The 14,827-nt window shown below is 60.3% G+C and carries 12 protein-coding genes and 1 tRNA gene; 10 read left to right on the forward strand and 3 right to left on the reverse strand.

Annotation, left to right across the window (positions count from 1 at the left end; genetic code table 11):
• Positions 1–244 precede the first annotated feature (244 nt).
• Positions 245–317 (reverse strand) — tRNA-Phe (locus tag Enr13x_RS36300).
• 358 nt (positions 318–675) lie between these two features.
• Between Enr13x_RS36300 and Enr13x_RS36305 the strand changes: the two genes are divergently transcribed.
• The 8 genes from Enr13x_RS36305 (at position 676) to Enr13x_RS36340 (ending at position 11,793) form a co-directional block, all read left to right on the forward strand.
• Entirely contained in the window at positions 676–1,602 is a 927-nt protein-coding gene (locus Enr13x_RS36305; RefSeq protein ID WP_145391805.1) for a hypothetical protein, read from the forward strand.
• A 108-nt stretch (positions 1,603–1,710) separates the two neighbouring features.
• Positions 1,711–2,367 (forward strand): MotA/TolQ/ExbB proton channel family protein, encoded by a 657-nt coding sequence (locus Enr13x_RS36310; protein ID WP_197455633.1) that lies wholly within the window; start codon positions 1,711–1,713, stop codon positions 2,365–2,367.
• Positions 2,368–2,373: 6 nt separating this feature from the next.
• Positions 2,374–2,862 carry an ExbD/TolR family protein gene (locus tag Enr13x_RS36315; protein WP_145391806.1) on the forward strand — a complete coding sequence of 163 codons (489 nt, stop codon included), beginning with the start codon at positions 2,374–2,376 and terminating at the stop codon, positions 2,860–2,862.
• Positions 2,859–3,284, forward strand: a complete 426-nt coding sequence (locus tag Enr13x_RS36320; protein WP_145391807.1) for an ExbD/TolR family protein — start codon at positions 2,859–2,861, stop codon at positions 3,282–3,284. The genes Enr13x_RS36315 and Enr13x_RS36320 overlap by 4 nt, the downstream gene beginning before the upstream one ends.
• A 29-nt stretch (positions 3,285–3,313) precedes the next feature.
• A complete protein-coding gene (locus Enr13x_RS36325; RefSeq protein ID WP_145391808.1) occupies positions 3,314–4,081 on the forward strand; it encodes a biopolymer transporter ExbD in 768 nt (255 codons plus the stop codon).
• A gap of 97 nt (positions 4,082–4,178) precedes the next feature.
• Positions 4,179–7,556, forward strand: a complete 3,378-nt coding sequence (locus Enr13x_RS36330; protein ID WP_145391809.1) for an outer membrane protein assembly factor BamB family protein — start codon at positions 4,179–4,181, stop codon at positions 7,554–7,556.
• Complete coding sequence (locus tag Enr13x_RS36335) at positions 7,553–9,922, forward strand: ABC transporter substrate-binding protein (RefSeq protein WP_145391810.1); 2,370 nt, start codon at positions 7,553–7,555, stop codon at positions 9,920–9,922. The genes Enr13x_RS36330 and Enr13x_RS36335 overlap by 4 nt, the downstream gene beginning before the upstream one ends.
• Positions 9,919–11,793, forward strand: a complete 1,875-nt coding sequence (locus Enr13x_RS36340; RefSeq protein ID WP_231744002.1) for a hypothetical protein — start codon at positions 9,919–9,921, stop codon at positions 11,791–11,793. The genes Enr13x_RS36335 and Enr13x_RS36340 overlap by 4 nt, the downstream gene beginning before the upstream one ends.
• A 67-nt stretch (positions 11,794–11,860) precedes the next feature.
• Here the strand turns inward: Enr13x_RS36340 and Enr13x_RS36345 are convergent, their stop codons facing one another.
• Positions 11,861–12,298 (reverse strand): cold-shock protein, encoded by a 438-nt coding sequence (locus Enr13x_RS36345; protein ID WP_145391811.1) that lies wholly within the window; start codon positions 12,296–12,298, stop codon positions 11,861–11,863.
• A gap of 124 nt (positions 12,299–12,422) precedes the next feature.
• The gene (locus Enr13x_RS36350; RefSeq protein ID WP_145391812.1) at positions 12,423–13,202 is read right to left on the reverse strand and encodes a YqgE/AlgH family protein; all 780 of its coding nucleotides are present in this window, start codon (positions 13,200–13,202) and stop codon (positions 12,423–12,425) included.
• 110 nt (positions 13,203–13,312) lie between these two features.
• Here Enr13x_RS36350 and pdxH point away from each other — a divergent pair, with 110 nt between their 5' ends.
• Together pdxH and Enr13x_RS36360 are read left to right on the forward strand one after the other, a co-directional pair.
• Entirely contained in the window at positions 13,313–13,957 is a 645-nt protein-coding gene (gene pdxH / locus Enr13x_RS36355; protein WP_145391813.1) for a pyridoxamine 5'-phosphate oxidase, read from the forward strand.
• A 2-nt stretch (positions 13,958–13,959) separates the two neighbouring features.
• Entirely contained in the window at positions 13,960–14,739 is a 780-nt protein-coding gene (locus tag Enr13x_RS36360; RefSeq protein ID WP_145391814.1) for a hypothetical protein, read from the forward strand.
• Positions 14,740–14,827: the final 88 nt, after the last annotated feature.

Genomic DNA, 14,827 nt, shown 5'->3' on the forward strand with positions numbered 1-14,827 from the left:
CGGTTGCACGCCCCACCGACTGCGCGGCGATGCGATCGGAAACTCACGCAAAGAAATCGAAAACTCAAAAAAGATTCTGTTCGCCTGACCGCCCGGTCGTCGCCCAGCTAAGAGACGACAAGTCGATCAACATCGCCGAAGCGCGGGAGCAACGAAATGCAACAACCTGCGAGATGCGGCGACCTGCGAGAAGGCCTAGCGAAAGCCAGAGAAAATCGAGGCCTTCACAGCGAGTGGAAGAGAGTGGTCAGGGCCGGGCTCGAACCGGCGACACCGGCCTTTTCAGGGCCGTGCTCTACCAACTGAGCTACCTGACCAGCTGGAAGATTCATTCGATCTGCGGGGATCCTAGGGTATGATGCGTGGGTTCGTCAATTGGTTCACTACAAGACAAATTTCAATTCAGACCACACCGATTGCGACGGCGACTTTTTGCAGATGCGTCCGACAGCTTATGATAGCTCGAAAAATCTCTCCAAACGGCGATTTCCTCACCGATGTGACCAGCTCGCTAACTTTTCACACCAATTCCCTGCCGGCACTCGCGGCATTTGGGTTTTCCGATCACACTAACGCCACCGGCAGCCCGTCGTCTGGCAGCCGGTCGTCCCATTCGGGTCGAGCACGAATCATGAATTCCGGCCACGCGCGGATGGGCGGAGGTAGTTAAAAAAGATGTCAACCATCGTTGAGCAGGAAGAAAAAACGGACCAGCTGGAAGCGGCCAGGCTGGAGCGCGAGCTCGAGCGCGAAAAACTGAAGCTCAGCCGCTTCGATTCGGTGACCTCGCTATTCCTGGCGTTGATCCTGTTTCTCGGTGCGTTCGTGTTCATGATGTTCGTCGTCTGGTTACTCAGCGGGGAACCCAAACCGATCGCGTTGGCGCCGATCATCGAAAACCCGCCCGGCCGCGGTGAAAACCCCGAGGGTTTCGAGCGTGATTTTGAACCGCCGGGGGCCGAAGAGGTCGAGGATTTGATGGAGCCGACGCTGGCCGACACGATCGAAGCGGTCACCGACGCGGTCAGCAGCGTGGCCGCTTCGCTGACGACCGCCGACACCAATGCCACCGCGTCGACGCAGGGAACCGGCCAGGGGGACAGCCGCCCGCCCGGCCCCGAGGGCGAGGGGGACGACATCATCGGCCGCTGGGAACGCTGGGAGCTGACGTTCAACGCCAAAGGCAAAAAAGACTACGCGAAGCAACTGGATTTTTACAAAATCGAACTGGCCGCTTTCGGGGGCGGTGGCCCCAACGTCATCGAGATGGCTAGCAACTTGTCCACCTCGCCGACCAAGCGGGTCAACACACAGCCCAAAACCGAAGAACGACTGTACTTTTCTTGGAAACTCTCCAACCCGCTGCTGCAATTTGACCGCCAGTTGCTCGGCGCCGCCGGCATCCAGGTCAGCGGCCGCAACGTGATCCGCTTTGTCCCCAAGGACCTGGAGAACCAGTTGGCCAACATGGAAAAGCAGTACGCCGAAGAAAAAGGAAAAAAATTCCCCCACTCGATCGCCAAAACCGTCTTCGAAAGCACCGCCGACGGTAGCGGCTATGTCTTCAGTATCGTCAGCCAGCGATACCGAAAAGGCTACTGAGCCGATCGACCGGGGACGCCGATCCGGGGGGCGAATGGACGAACCCAGGTTGGCTGGCCACCCTGCAAACGAAACCTCTCAACTAATCAATCAACGGGAAAGACACGAATGTCAATGATCTTTGCGTATTCGCTTTTCAACATGATCGCCGATGCGACCTACCTCGCACTCGCGGCGGTGGCACTTTGGGGGTTGTACTGCATCGTCGTCGTCTGGAATCGCGTCGGACAGAAACGGTTCAAATCCGAGGACGAACAAGACCAGTTCCTCGACGACGTGGAACAGATGATTGAGTCCGGCGACTTTGAAGGCACCATCGACTACTGCGAAGGCGACGGCCGGGCGTTACCGCAGATCATCGAATTGGCCGTCAGCCATCGCAACCTGGGATACAACCGGGCCCGCAAATTCATGATGGACCGTTTTCAGCGCGACGTCATGAGCGATCTGGATTACCGACTCAGCTGGGTCAGCACCGTGATCAAGGCCGCTCCGATGATCGGGTTGTTCGGGACGGTCTTCGGCATGATGGGTGCGTTCCAAACCCTGGCCACCGCCGAGTCGGTCGAACCGAGCAAGCTGGCCGGCGATATCCGCGTCGCCCTGGTGACGACCGCCAGCGGATTGGCGATCGCCATCCCGCTGATGATCCTGGTCGCCAACGTCAACATCCGAATCGCCAAGATGGAAGACCTGGTCGGATCCGGGCTGAGCCGTTTCATGGACGCCTTCAAAGCCGGACTCGCTCGCAGCGGGGGACGCTAACGCATCATGAGTAGCGTGATCGAAGAACCCGACATCGAGGAAGATGACGATTTCGAAATGCCTCGCAAAAAGCGAGACGATGACGAAATGGACATCACGCCGATGATCGACATCACCTTCTTGTTGCTGATCTTTTTTGTCGTCTGCTCCAAAATGGATCCGACCCAAATGGGAAAGATCCCCGAAGCACAAAACGGAATCGCCATCAGCGCCAAAGAATCGGCGGTCGTGTTCATCGAACCGGCCGGCAACGACAAGGTCATCCTGAAACGAATCGACGGAACCGAATTCAGCAGCGACGAAGAAACCCAAACGACCGAATTGGTCGAATACATCTCCGAAGAACTCAAGACCACCCGCGGGGAAGAAAAGAACCACGTGATGATCATGGGCGACGGGGAAGTCGCGGTCGGCGAGGTGACGCGGGTGCAGAAAATCATCGGCGACGCGTTCGAGGACATTTCGTCGACCTACATCGCGGTCAAAGAACTATGACGCGCCGCAACCAATCCGAACTCGATCTGACGCCGATGATCGACGTCACGTTTTTGATCCTGATTTTTTTCATGGTCACCGCATCCTTTTCGATGCAACGTGCGATCGAAACGCCGAACCCGGAGAACGACCTGGCCAGCCGAACGGCCGTTGCCCAGGACCGTGACCCGATCCGATTGCACGTCGACCGGCATGGCAGTTTTTTGTTGATGGCAACCGATTGGCAAAAGGAACTGGTCGGCAAACAGGAATTGGTGAGCGAACTGGCCGCCGCGAAACTCGCCACACCGATGATCACCGACCTGCTGATCGAAGTCGAATCGGCGGCCCGGTTGCAAGCCCTGGTTGACGCGATGGACGCCGCAACGATCGCCGGATTTCACCAGTTCCAACTGACCGAAATCGCTTCCGAATTGATTTAGACACACCGCTCCTCTTCTCGTCTCAACGCATGTCGATTCCAGTTACCTGTCCCCAGTGTGGCGCCACGAACAAAGTCAACGATTCGTTGGCCGGTCGTCGTGTCCGCTGCCCCCAGTGCGACACAGCGGTCCACGTCCCCGAATGGGACGAGAGCGGCGGTCCGCCACCGCTGCCCGGCCCATCCGCTGGGGCGGAGGCTGAACCCGCAACGGTCGAGGTAACGCCGGCCGAAGCCGTTCCGACTCCGGCGGCAACCGCACCGCCGCCAGCCAAAACACCAGCCAAAACACCGGCGCCGTCCCCCGGCACCGGCACCGCAGCGAGTTTCGCGGGCCTGGACGACGACGACGACGAGCCGATCTTCCAAAAAACCAAGCGGGAAGAAGAAGAGCTGGACATGACCCCGATGGTCGACGTCACGTTCTTGCTGTTGATCTTCTTCATGGTGACCGCGGCGTTCAGTCTGCAAAAATCGATCGAGATGCCGCGGCAACAAACCGACGCCCCCAGCACCACGGTCGTCGAAGAGGAAGAGGAAGACTTGGAGATGGTCGAAGTCCAAGTCGACGAATTCGGATCCTTCCTGGTCCTGGCGACGGACTGGCAAGAGGAAACCCCCGGCAAACAAAACCTGATCACGACCCTCAAACGCGCCAACGAAACCGGCAACCCGGCGAGGTTGGTCATCAAAGTTCACGAGCTGTGCAAGCTGCAGTACCTGGTCGACGCGATGGACGCCGGAACCATCGCCGGGTTCACCGAAACCCAGGTCACCCAAGTCGAGGAATTTGATTAATGCCGCTTTCACTCTGTTTCGGTCATCATGGACACAACACGTGGCGGTACGGCGGATCGCTCGTCAACCACTTCTCGTAACCACTCTCTTTATCACGATGCTTGCTAACGAACTGATCGATCAACTGGAACGACGCGGTCTGCTGGACCAGGAGATCATCGAAGCGCTGCGCGAACAACTGGACCAGGGCGGCGCACGGGTGACCCCTGAAGCCGTCGCAAAACTGCTGGTCGACAACGGACAACTGACGCGTTTCCAAGCGACCAAGTTGATCGGCGAAATCCGCAGCGGCGAATACTCCGACGACGCAACGATGGCCGCGGCGGAAGTCGTGGAAGACGACTTGGTCGCGATCGACGAGGACGATGCGGTCGAGGTCCAAGCCGTCGAAGCGATTCCGGTCGAAGCGACCCCCGAACCGTTCGTCGAATTCGATTCGGCCGCAACCGAAGCGGTCCCCGTGGAGGCCGTTCCCGTCGCCGACGGCGACAGCGACCTGCTGTCCGAAGCCCCCCAGCGCGAACGCCCCCGCGCCCGACGCGCCAAACCCGCCCCAAAAGAAAACCAATGGGACTCCTTCAAGATCTATGGGTTCTTGGGGATCATCGGATTCCTGCTCCTCTCCGGCGGCGGACTCTATTGGATCCTGTCCCGCGGCAACGCGGACGAACGCATCCAGATCGCCAACGAACTCTACGACAACCAAAACTACACGCCGGCCCAAGAGAAGTACCTGGAGTTTCTCGATTCGTTCGGCAACGCCAACGAACACAGTTCCCTGGCGCGGACCCGCGTGATCATGACCGAATTGTATCGGGCCGAAGGCATGACCGATCCGACCTATGCGACGGAATTGGCACAACAAAAACTGCCCGGGGTTGAAGACGAAGAGGGGCTCAACGAAGAACGTGGCAACCTGGCCGCGCTGCTGGTCAAGATCGCCGAAAACATCGTCAACGAAGCCAACGAAAAATCGGAAACCACCGCCAAGCGAGAACTGCTCAACAAACTGGAAGAACAAATCGAGTTGACCAACAATCCGCAATACATGACCGGCGCGATGCGGACAACGCTCTCGGGGCGACTCAAAGAAATCGAGGAGGCGCGGGGCCGCGTCGAACGCGAAATCAACCGCAACGAACAACTCGATGCCGCGGTCGATCAAATGACCGCCTTGCTGGCCGAAAAGAAAACCAAAGAGGCGTACGATGTTCGCTACGAACTGCTCCGCTCCTTTCCCGAACTCGGCGACAACGAACGGCTGGCCACGCTGATCGCCAAGGCCAGCGAGATCCAACAACAATTGGTCGAAACCACTGCATCGTTGCCCCAGCGGATCGAAGCCGAAACGCAAACCGATTTGAACCCGATCGTGTTGACGGCACGCTCGGGGGATCGCGTCCCCGATCTGCGTAACGAAGTGATCTTCATTCGAACCAAAGGCAGCGTGCTGGCCTTCAACGGCGAAGACGGCACGTTGCTGTGGCGGCGCTACGTCGGAAACTCCCTGGCCCACAGCCCGATCCGCTTGGACGGCGGCACCGCGGTCTTGCTGACCGGTTCGAGCGACCTGTCGGTGGAACGCTGCGACGGGCGCAGCGGTGATGCCGATTGGCGGGTCAAAATCGGCGAGCCGTTCAACCAACCGGTCGTCAGCGACAACGACATTTTCATCTCCACCAAATCCGGACGATTGATCGAACTGGACGCGACGACCGGTGACGCCAAATGGGCACAACAGATTCCCCAGTCGCTGGAGGTCGGACCGGGGGTCGATGACCGCGCCGCGATCGCTTACATCCCCGGCGATCACAGCAACCTGTATGTCCTGGACAGCAACAACGGCGACAGCCTGCAAAGCTATTACGTGGGGCACAAAGCGGGCACCATCGCGGTGCCGCCCACGCCGCTGTTGGAACACCTGTTTGTGATCGAAAACAAAGGCCCCGAGTATTGCCTGGTTCACATCCTGGGCGTGGACGAAAACGGTGCCAACGTGACCAAGGTCCAGGACCCGGTGCGGATGAGCGGGAACGTCGTCGTGCCGCCGATCGTGGCCCAGCAACGCCGCCTGGTGGTACTGACCGACCTGGGCGAAATCTCCGTGTTCGACATCGAAGTCACCAGCGAAACGGACAAGGTCTCCGTCGTCGCCAAACAACTGGCGTCCTACGGAACACCGACGCTGACACAAATGGCCGTCGGACGCAGCCAAATGTGGACCACCGGCTCGCGGATCGGACGCTACGAATTGCAGGTCAACCGCGCCCGTGTCGTCCCGGACTGGTTTAAACACGAAGGCGACATGTTTGTCGGACAACCGCTGGCGATCGGCGATGCACTGGTGCACGCGCGACAGCTGCGTGGGACCTCCGGCGTCCGGGTCTCCGCGGTCGATCCCAAAACGGGCGAAGAACTGTGGCGCAACGACATCGGCGCCCCCGTCGCCATGCTCCGCCGTGCCGACGCGGGCGTGCACGCCTTGACCACCCAAGCGGCCCTGTTCGAACTGGACCGATCGGCGATCGAAACCGGTGCCACCCGGGCACCGATCGAGAACCGCGGCAGCGTCGGCGTGATCATGCGTTTCGAAGATCCGCTGCAGATCGACGAGAAACGCGCGGTGCTGTTGAACAAGGCCGGCGGCGAAGGCGGCCAGCAAGTCGCCGTCTACGACCCGACTCGCAAGACCGAAAAATTGCGGCTGGTCAGCTTGAACGTGCTCTCGGGCAAACCCTCCGGACGCGGACTGGTCGCCGGCGGAGGATTGTTCCTCACGCTCGACAACGGCCGCGCGGTCGTGATGGATTACCAGACGGGATCGCAACTGGGCAACCCTTTCCAGCCGATCGCCAACCCCGTCGAAAAGATCGCCTGGTCCAACGCCGTGCCGCTTCCCGATGACCCGGGCCAGGTGGTCGTCGCCGACAGCCGCAGCGGTCTGTACCGATTGCGGGTCGGCCCCCGGACGACACCGTTGGCCGAAACCAAACTGCCCTCGCCGACGCTGGGTACCATCGCGGGCGTCGGCACGACGATGATGGCCGCGACCAGCGGACCGGCGGCGGATTTGGTCATCGGTCGAGATCTGGTGACGCTGAAAGACAAATTCCAGACCCAGATGGACGGTCGGGTGATCTGGGGACCGGCGACGGCCGGCGACCAGGCGGTCGTGTTGACCGATGATCAAGTCCTGCGAGGGATCACGACCGACGGCCAAACCACCTTCGCCGTCCCCGTCCCGCGCGGTTTGCCGGTCGGAGACGTCGTGGTCCACGAGGGCAACCTGATCATCGTTTCCGATTCCGGCTGGATCGTCGTGATCGATCCGGCCTCCAATGATCCGGTCGGACTGACCGAGATCGGCGAACCGTTCTCGGCAACTCCCCTGGTCCTGCAAAATCGATTGCTGGTGCCGGGCGAAGAGGGTGTCGTCTACGTCGTCAAGATTCCCAGTGGGGTGAGTGGCCGATGAAGTTCCAATTCCAAGCAACCTTTCGCGTTCTCCCGCGGTCCCTGGGCGCCCTCGCGGTGACCCTGTTCGGCCTGGTCGCGTTCGGACCGAACCGCCCCGCCCAGGCACAGCTGCTGACCTATGCCGAATCCGGAAAGCCGGAAGATTCCGGGCTGGGTTTGTTGCAAGAAGATCCGCACGACATCATCTACTTCACCGAGAAATCCGGTGGCGGATGGGTGAAGTGCCAGTTGTTGCCGTTCCGAGATATGCCGACGACGCGACGTGGCGCGTTGCGGTTTTCGATTCTGGGGTTCGAACTCGATGAATTTGTCGCCAAGTGGACGGATGTCGAACGCATCGATTTCTGGGAAAAACGACTGGAGCGAGAAACCGCGTCACGGATCGCCAACGAAGACTTCGTCGGCGCCTACCCGTTCCTCTCGATCTTGATCCGCGACTACCCGCGACGCCCCGGTCTCAAAGCCCTGCGTTCAGAGTTCCTGTGGCGGAACGCGATTCAACGCGCCTCGGGGAGCCAGCGTGCCGAGTCCTTGGCGATGCTGGAAGAATTGTTTCGTTATGATCCCCAATACAACCAAGCCCAGGTGCTCAAGGCGATCAGTTTGACCACCGGCACGCTGATGCAATCGCTGGTCGACGAAGGTGATCTGGACAACGCGCAACAACTGCTCGCTCGGTTGGAAGAAGACTACGGTCGATTTGATCTGCCGGCGATTTCGAAATGGGAAGGCGAATTCCTGCGGATGGCACAGGAGAAACAAACCGAGGCGATCGAAGCGGTCAAACAAAAGGACTTTCGGTCGGCTCGAAAATTGGCGCGGGAAAGTCTGTATCTCAAACCCGACATCGAGGGCGGTCGGGAATTGGTTCGGAAGATCGACGAGGCCTATCCGCTGGTCTCCGTCGGCGTGCTGCAAGCGGCGCGGGTGTACGACCCCGTGCGCCTGGACAACTGGGCCGCGCGACGCGCCGGCCGACTGCTGTACCGGACGATGTTCGAAATCCAAGGCGCCGCACCCGAAGGCGGCGAATACGATTTCATTTTCGGATCCGCCGAAACGACGCCCGACCGCCAAGTCCTGGAGCTCTCCATCGACACGGCAAAACTGCCCAATCCGCTCAATCGCATCGAAGTCGATTTCCTGGCCGATCAACTGGCCCGGCGGGCGATGCCTGAATCGGAAACCTATTTTTCGCCCTGGGCCGCCTCCGTCACCGGAATCGGCATCGACGGCCCCCAACGCATCGAATGTGTCCTCCGCCGCCCCCACGTGCTGCCCACCTGCCTGCTTCAAATCAACGTCGACGCCAGTTGGTTCGGGGGTGAAAAAGACGGACCGACGGGAGACTATTTCATCGACGTGATCGAAGACAACCAAACCCGGTTCAAGCTGACCGAGGACGCGCGGCGGGCCAGCGGTGATAGCGGCAAGCCACGCGAAATCGTCGAGATCCGATGCGACACCGGAAGCGACTCGGTGTCCAAATTGCTCAGCGGCGAAATCGATGTGCTGGATCAACTGTTCCCCGCCGACGCGATCAAACTGAAAGAACGCCGCGACGTGAAAGTCGTGGAGTACCCGCTTCCCACGATCCACATGCTGGTCCCCTGCTCGGACCACCAATTCGTCGCGGACAAGAACTTTCGCCGCGCACTGCTTTACGGCATCAACCGCGAAGACATCTTGAAAGGCGAATTGTTGGAGAACCATGAATCGCTCGGCTGCCGTGTCCTCTCGGGCCCCTTTCCGGCCGGACTCAGCCAAGACGATCCGCTCGGTTATGGCTATGACACCTCGATCTTGCCGCGACGGTTCGAGCCCAGCCTGGCCCAGTTGTTGGTCTCGCTGAGCCAGAACTTGAAAGCGGCCGAGGCCGAGCGGAAGGGCGAACCCGAACCGAAACTCCGCACCGTACGACTGGCGTTCCCCTCGGACAACCTGTCACGGGTCGCCTGTGAAGCGATTCGCAGCCAATGGGAATTGATCGGGCTGGACATCGAATTGGTCGAACTTCCCGTCGGACGCACCTACCCCGAGCCCGACACGGCGGACCTGGTCTACGTTTCCTGCGCGATCTGGGAACCGATCATCGACGCGCGTCGCTTGCTCGGGCCACGCGGATTGGCCAGGAGCGAGGACCAGTTGATCGGCCTCGGCTTGCGCCGTCTCGAAGAAGCTCGTAATTGGAAAGAAGTTCGCGACCGTTTGCTGGTCTTGCACTCGATTTCGCATCACGAATTGCCGGTCTTGCCGCTGTGGCAGATGGTCGATTCCTTTGCCTACCGGACCAATCTGATCGGCATGGGCAACAACATCGTTTCGCTTTATCAGAACGCCGGGAATTGGAGATTGGAATTTTGAAGCGTTTCACGACCGCCCCGACCCGACTGATTTTCGCCACCACCTGTCTGGCACTGTTGTCCTGGCTGACGGCCGCTTCGCTGTCGGCACAGACCAGCAACGACGCCAGCAACGATGCGGACGAGGCAACGACGAGCGAACCCGAAGACGACACGCCGGTCGCCCAGCCGGATCCCCGCGCCGAAGAGCCCTGGGATTACTCTCCCTATCGGGTCCTGATCTGGGTCGTCTCACGCGACCCCCGATTCACCGCCGACACACTTCGCGAACCGGTACTGGCGTATTTGGATCGTGATTTCAATGCGCTGTGGCGGACCACGATCGCCGACGCCCCGCCGCCGGTCGCCACCGCGTCGTTTCGTTCCATGGACGACCTGACGTACGATCAAATCGCCGCGTCGGATCCGGTGATCGCGGTCAAACGCGATCACGAGGACGCGATTCGAATCCAGTCGGTCCGCAGCCTGCCGCAATACGTCAGTTCGGTCTCGGTCACCCCAGGCATGCAAGCCAACGTCCTGCGTCGCGCCAGTGAACACGGCGATCCGTCGATGGCCGGAACCGCCGCAAAACTGAAACCGTTCGACGGTGACGCGATCGCGTTGGCGGAAACCTGGAACGCCCCGTCCACCGAAGCCCTGCTCGTCACCCGCGGGCAAGCCGCGACGTTTGCCAAACCCGGCGCCAAGATCATTCCCCTGCCCGTGACCGGGCTGGTCGCTTCGACCGTCGAACAGTTCGACAAAGTCTTCGTCGTCCGAATCCGGCAGGACGCCAACGGATCCACCGTCGCGGTGTCGGAGATGGAAACACTGATGCGGTCGTTCGGCGCCGTCGTTGAATCGCCCTTCCTCTCGGCCGTCGACCTGCCCAACGTCGTCGGCCATACCGTCACCCAGGCGTTTTCACCGATGGTGCGGATCGATGATGCCGGACAAAAGACGGCGACAGGAATGATCCGCGCCGGAAATCTGATCCTGGACCCCGAGTCACCGGCGAACGTGACGGTGGGCAGCGCCCTGCAGCCGATGATTCGAAAGAACGACCGCAACGGGAAACCGATCGCCGTCGGTCGCATCGAATGGGCCTACCTGATCGCGACCGAACGCGAAGGTCCCAACGTCAACATGGACTACTACTCCGGAATGGCCGGCGGTCTGCAAGGCCGAAAGAATCAACGCACCTTCAAAATGGGCATGCTGCTGAAACCGCAACGCGACGAAACACTGCTGCGGCTGCACGTCAAAGGCCGCGAAGATCTGCCCCTGATCGGCTACGAACTCTACGAACGCGAACTGAAAAGCAAATCGATGAGCTTCGTCGGGCGGACGGACTGGAACGGCCGTTTGGCGATCGAAAAATCCGATCACCCGCTGCGTTTGCTGTACGTCAAAAACGGCGGCGCCGTGCTCGCCCGTTTGCCGATGGTGCCGGGGCTGACGCCCAAAGAAGTCGCCGACCTGACCGGTGATGACATGCGACTGCAAGCCGAGGCGTACATTCGCGGCGTGCAAAACGCAATCATCGACCTCGTCGCGATTCGTCAACTGCTCGCCGCACGGATCCGCATGCGACTGAAGAAAGGGCAGATGACCGAAGCCGAAGAACTGCTCAATGCACTCCGTGATCAACCCACCAACGAACAGTTGGCCGATGACATGGGAAGGAAGCAGGGGATGTTCTTGAAGGAGATCGGGACACGCAATCCCAACCAGCGTCGCAAAGTCGACATCATGTTCAAAGAGACGCGAGAGATGCTGGGCAAACAGATCAACCCGACCGTCATCCGCGATCTGGAAACCGACGTGCAGCGCGCCAAAGACAATGGCGGTAAACTGCCCGACGACCCGGAAGAAGAGGGCGAGGCCTAGGGCGTCGACACGTAGGTCACGCTGTGCGTGACCGCTGGCATGCACAGCATGCCCGACAACAGTCGATTCAACCCCGCCAGTCGGGACGCTTCCGCCGCGCCTTGGGGTGATGCGTGACAATCTTGAATGTCGCATCGCGGCCGGAAAGTTTCTTTCCCATCGGACGCCGGGTCAGCCGCACCAGCTTGGCACGCAGCCGCTGCTCGGTTTCAAACATCTCATCATCGATCTCAAACTCGACGAACTTGGTGACTAATTCTTCGGGATCGAGTTTCCGGGGCTGATCGGAGTTGTTTTGCGGCAATTGAAGCGGTGCCCCCGATGAGGCCCCACCGAACTGCCAGACGGTGTGATGAAAGAAAACGTCGTCCCGAAAGTCTTCGGCGTCGATGAAACCGTAGTCACCGTTGGGGTCGATGAAACGGATCGTGCCGAGCCGCTTGCGGGTGATGCGGAATTTTTTCGGACGTTCGTCTTCGGGCGGTTGGGGCTTATCGTGGGACACAGCAAGGGGACGCGAACGGGACGGGACAGAACGGGACGGGACAGTGCGGGACACTTATCCAAAGGTAACAAGAAAGTGGATCCGCGATAGATGAAATCCGCCAACGCGGATTCGCCCCCGCCGACTAATTGACCTCGGCCGCAAACGGGGTGTCCTGGATCCCCAACCAATCCGCAACCGAACGCGTCGTCGCCCGGCGAATCACCATCGGCCACAGCTCGTGATCCCCGGCAAACACGTCCTGATCGGTCGCGTCCATCATGTGCCAAAACCCCGCCTCCCGTTCGGCACGCAACTGGTCGATCGACCAACCCAGGTGTCCGACGATCAAGCGATACGGTCCCGGCTTTTGCCTGACCAGGGTCTCCAGCATGTCCCGCTGGGCGGCCACGTAAATCCCCTTGCCCGCCTCGGCCTCGGCATGCTCGCTGGACGTGTGGACCGCCACGACGGGGCCCGAAAGCGGACCGCCGAAATGAATCATGCCGAGCGATTTGGAGGCCTCGGCGGCCGCCTGGGCTGCCAACGCGTGCTTGTTTCCGCCCGCTTGGGGATCGCTGGCGGCAGCGTCCATGGCGCTCAGACCCGGTTCCGTCCCCGGCAGATTCGTCGGAAACGACGCCGACCCCGACAGGGAGGTGCCTGCGCCCCCCTTGCCGCCCAACCGATCGGACTGGCCACGCCCCGCCTGCGATGTCTCCCCCGACGCCGATCCGAGCAACTGCATCAGCCCCGGCGGTGGCGTCATCGGTCGGTTCAGCAGCACGGCAAAGACGTTCTCGCTATCTTGATGCACGACAAGCGAAACGGATCGGCTCAACACCGGGTCCTGAACAGACGTCGATGCAACGAGCAACTTTCCAATCATGGTTTCCGATGGTTGGGGAGGATTCAATTCCTGCATGACTTCACCTTAAAACAAGACAAACAAACTGCCATTTTGGCAGCTCGCCATTTGGCCGACTTCTAGAATGCACCGGGCGTGCCAACCGAACACCGAGGGAAAATCCCACCATGAGCCTTTACGAAATGCGTCAAAGCTACAAGCTTGGCAGCCTACTGGAGAAAGACATCGCCGGCGATCCGATGGTTCAGTTCCGCACCTGGCTCAACGAAGCGATGCAAGGGAATTTGCCGGACTGGGTGGAGGCCAATGCGATGACGCTGTCGACCAGTGATGGCCACGGCCGTGTGACCAGCCGGGTCGTGCTGCTCAAAGGGCTCGACGACGGCAAGTTTTGGTTCTACACCAATTACCGATCGCAGAAGGCACAACAGATCGAATCGAACCCCAACGTTTCGCTCTGCTTTTTGTGGCAACACGTTCAACGGCAGGTTCGGATCGAAGGCACCGCGACCAAGGCCCCACGGGATCAATCGGTCGGCTACTTTCGAAAGCGGCCCCACGACAGCCAACTGGGCGCCGTCGTCAGCCAGCAATCGTCCGTGATTGATTCGCGCGATGTGTTAGAAAAGCGTTTAGATGAGCTGAAGAAACAATACGCCGATAAAGAAATCCCTTGCCCGGACGACTGGGGCGGATACGGTGTCAGCCCCAACCGCATCGAATTCTGGCAAGGCCGCGAGAGCCGGCTGCACGATCGACTCTGTTATCGCAAACAAGCGTCCGCGTGGATCGTCGAAAGGCTTTCCCCCTGATCATGACTCGCAAACAAATCGCAATCGGAATCTCACTCGCCGTTCACGCCATCCTGCTGGTCGTGTTGCTGGTTTGGTATGTGCCCCGACCGCAAGCCGCATCCGGTCCCCGTGCCGCCAGCGCCGGCGATGCCGGCGACGGGACCTCCGAGACAGCATCCGATGCGTCCCCGCCCGGCGAATCGACACCCAGCCAGCCTGCCGACCAACCATCGCCCGCGGTCCCCGCAGAACTCGACAACGTCGCCCAAGCGCCGGCGGAGGTTTCCCCCCAAGAGATCGAACGCTCGATCGATTCACAAATTCAAGCGACCGAATCACTTTCCGACGAGCGAAAGCTGACGGAACTGGAAAAGAACCTCAAACGGCTCGAGTCGGTCGCCAGTGAGCAATCGGTCCAACAGGTCTCCGCCACGATCGCCCAGTCACTCGGGCTGGACGTCGATCAATACGCCGACAAAACACCGCCCGCCGAAGGAACATTCGACACCAAGACCGCACAGCTTTCCGACGTGATTCGAACCCAAGACGAATCGGGAGACTGGCGTTATGAAACCGTGATGGTGGACGCCCAAGGCCGAGAAATGCGCGTGCCCACCGATGCGGCCGGCGGCGAACCATTGTACGACACCTTCGAATTGATGAACCGTTATCCGATGGCCCGCGGCGTCTATCAATCGGTCGTCATGCCGATGCTGCAAAAGATGCTCGAGGAAGAATCGTCGCCCAGCCCCGACGAGTCGGCCGTGACCATGCCGGCTGACGGCGCATCCGACGGCTGACCGTCGATGGAATGGGATTGGTTGAGTCAATGGTGAGCCGCTGGCCGTCAGGCCTCGGGCGGGCGCCGCAGTGCCCGGCCGCTGACGC

It is taken from the genome of Stieleria neptunia (assembly GCF_007754155.1).
Taxonomy (GTDB): Bacteria; Planctomycetota; Planctomycetia; order Pirellulales; family Pirellulaceae; genus Stieleria; species Stieleria neptunia.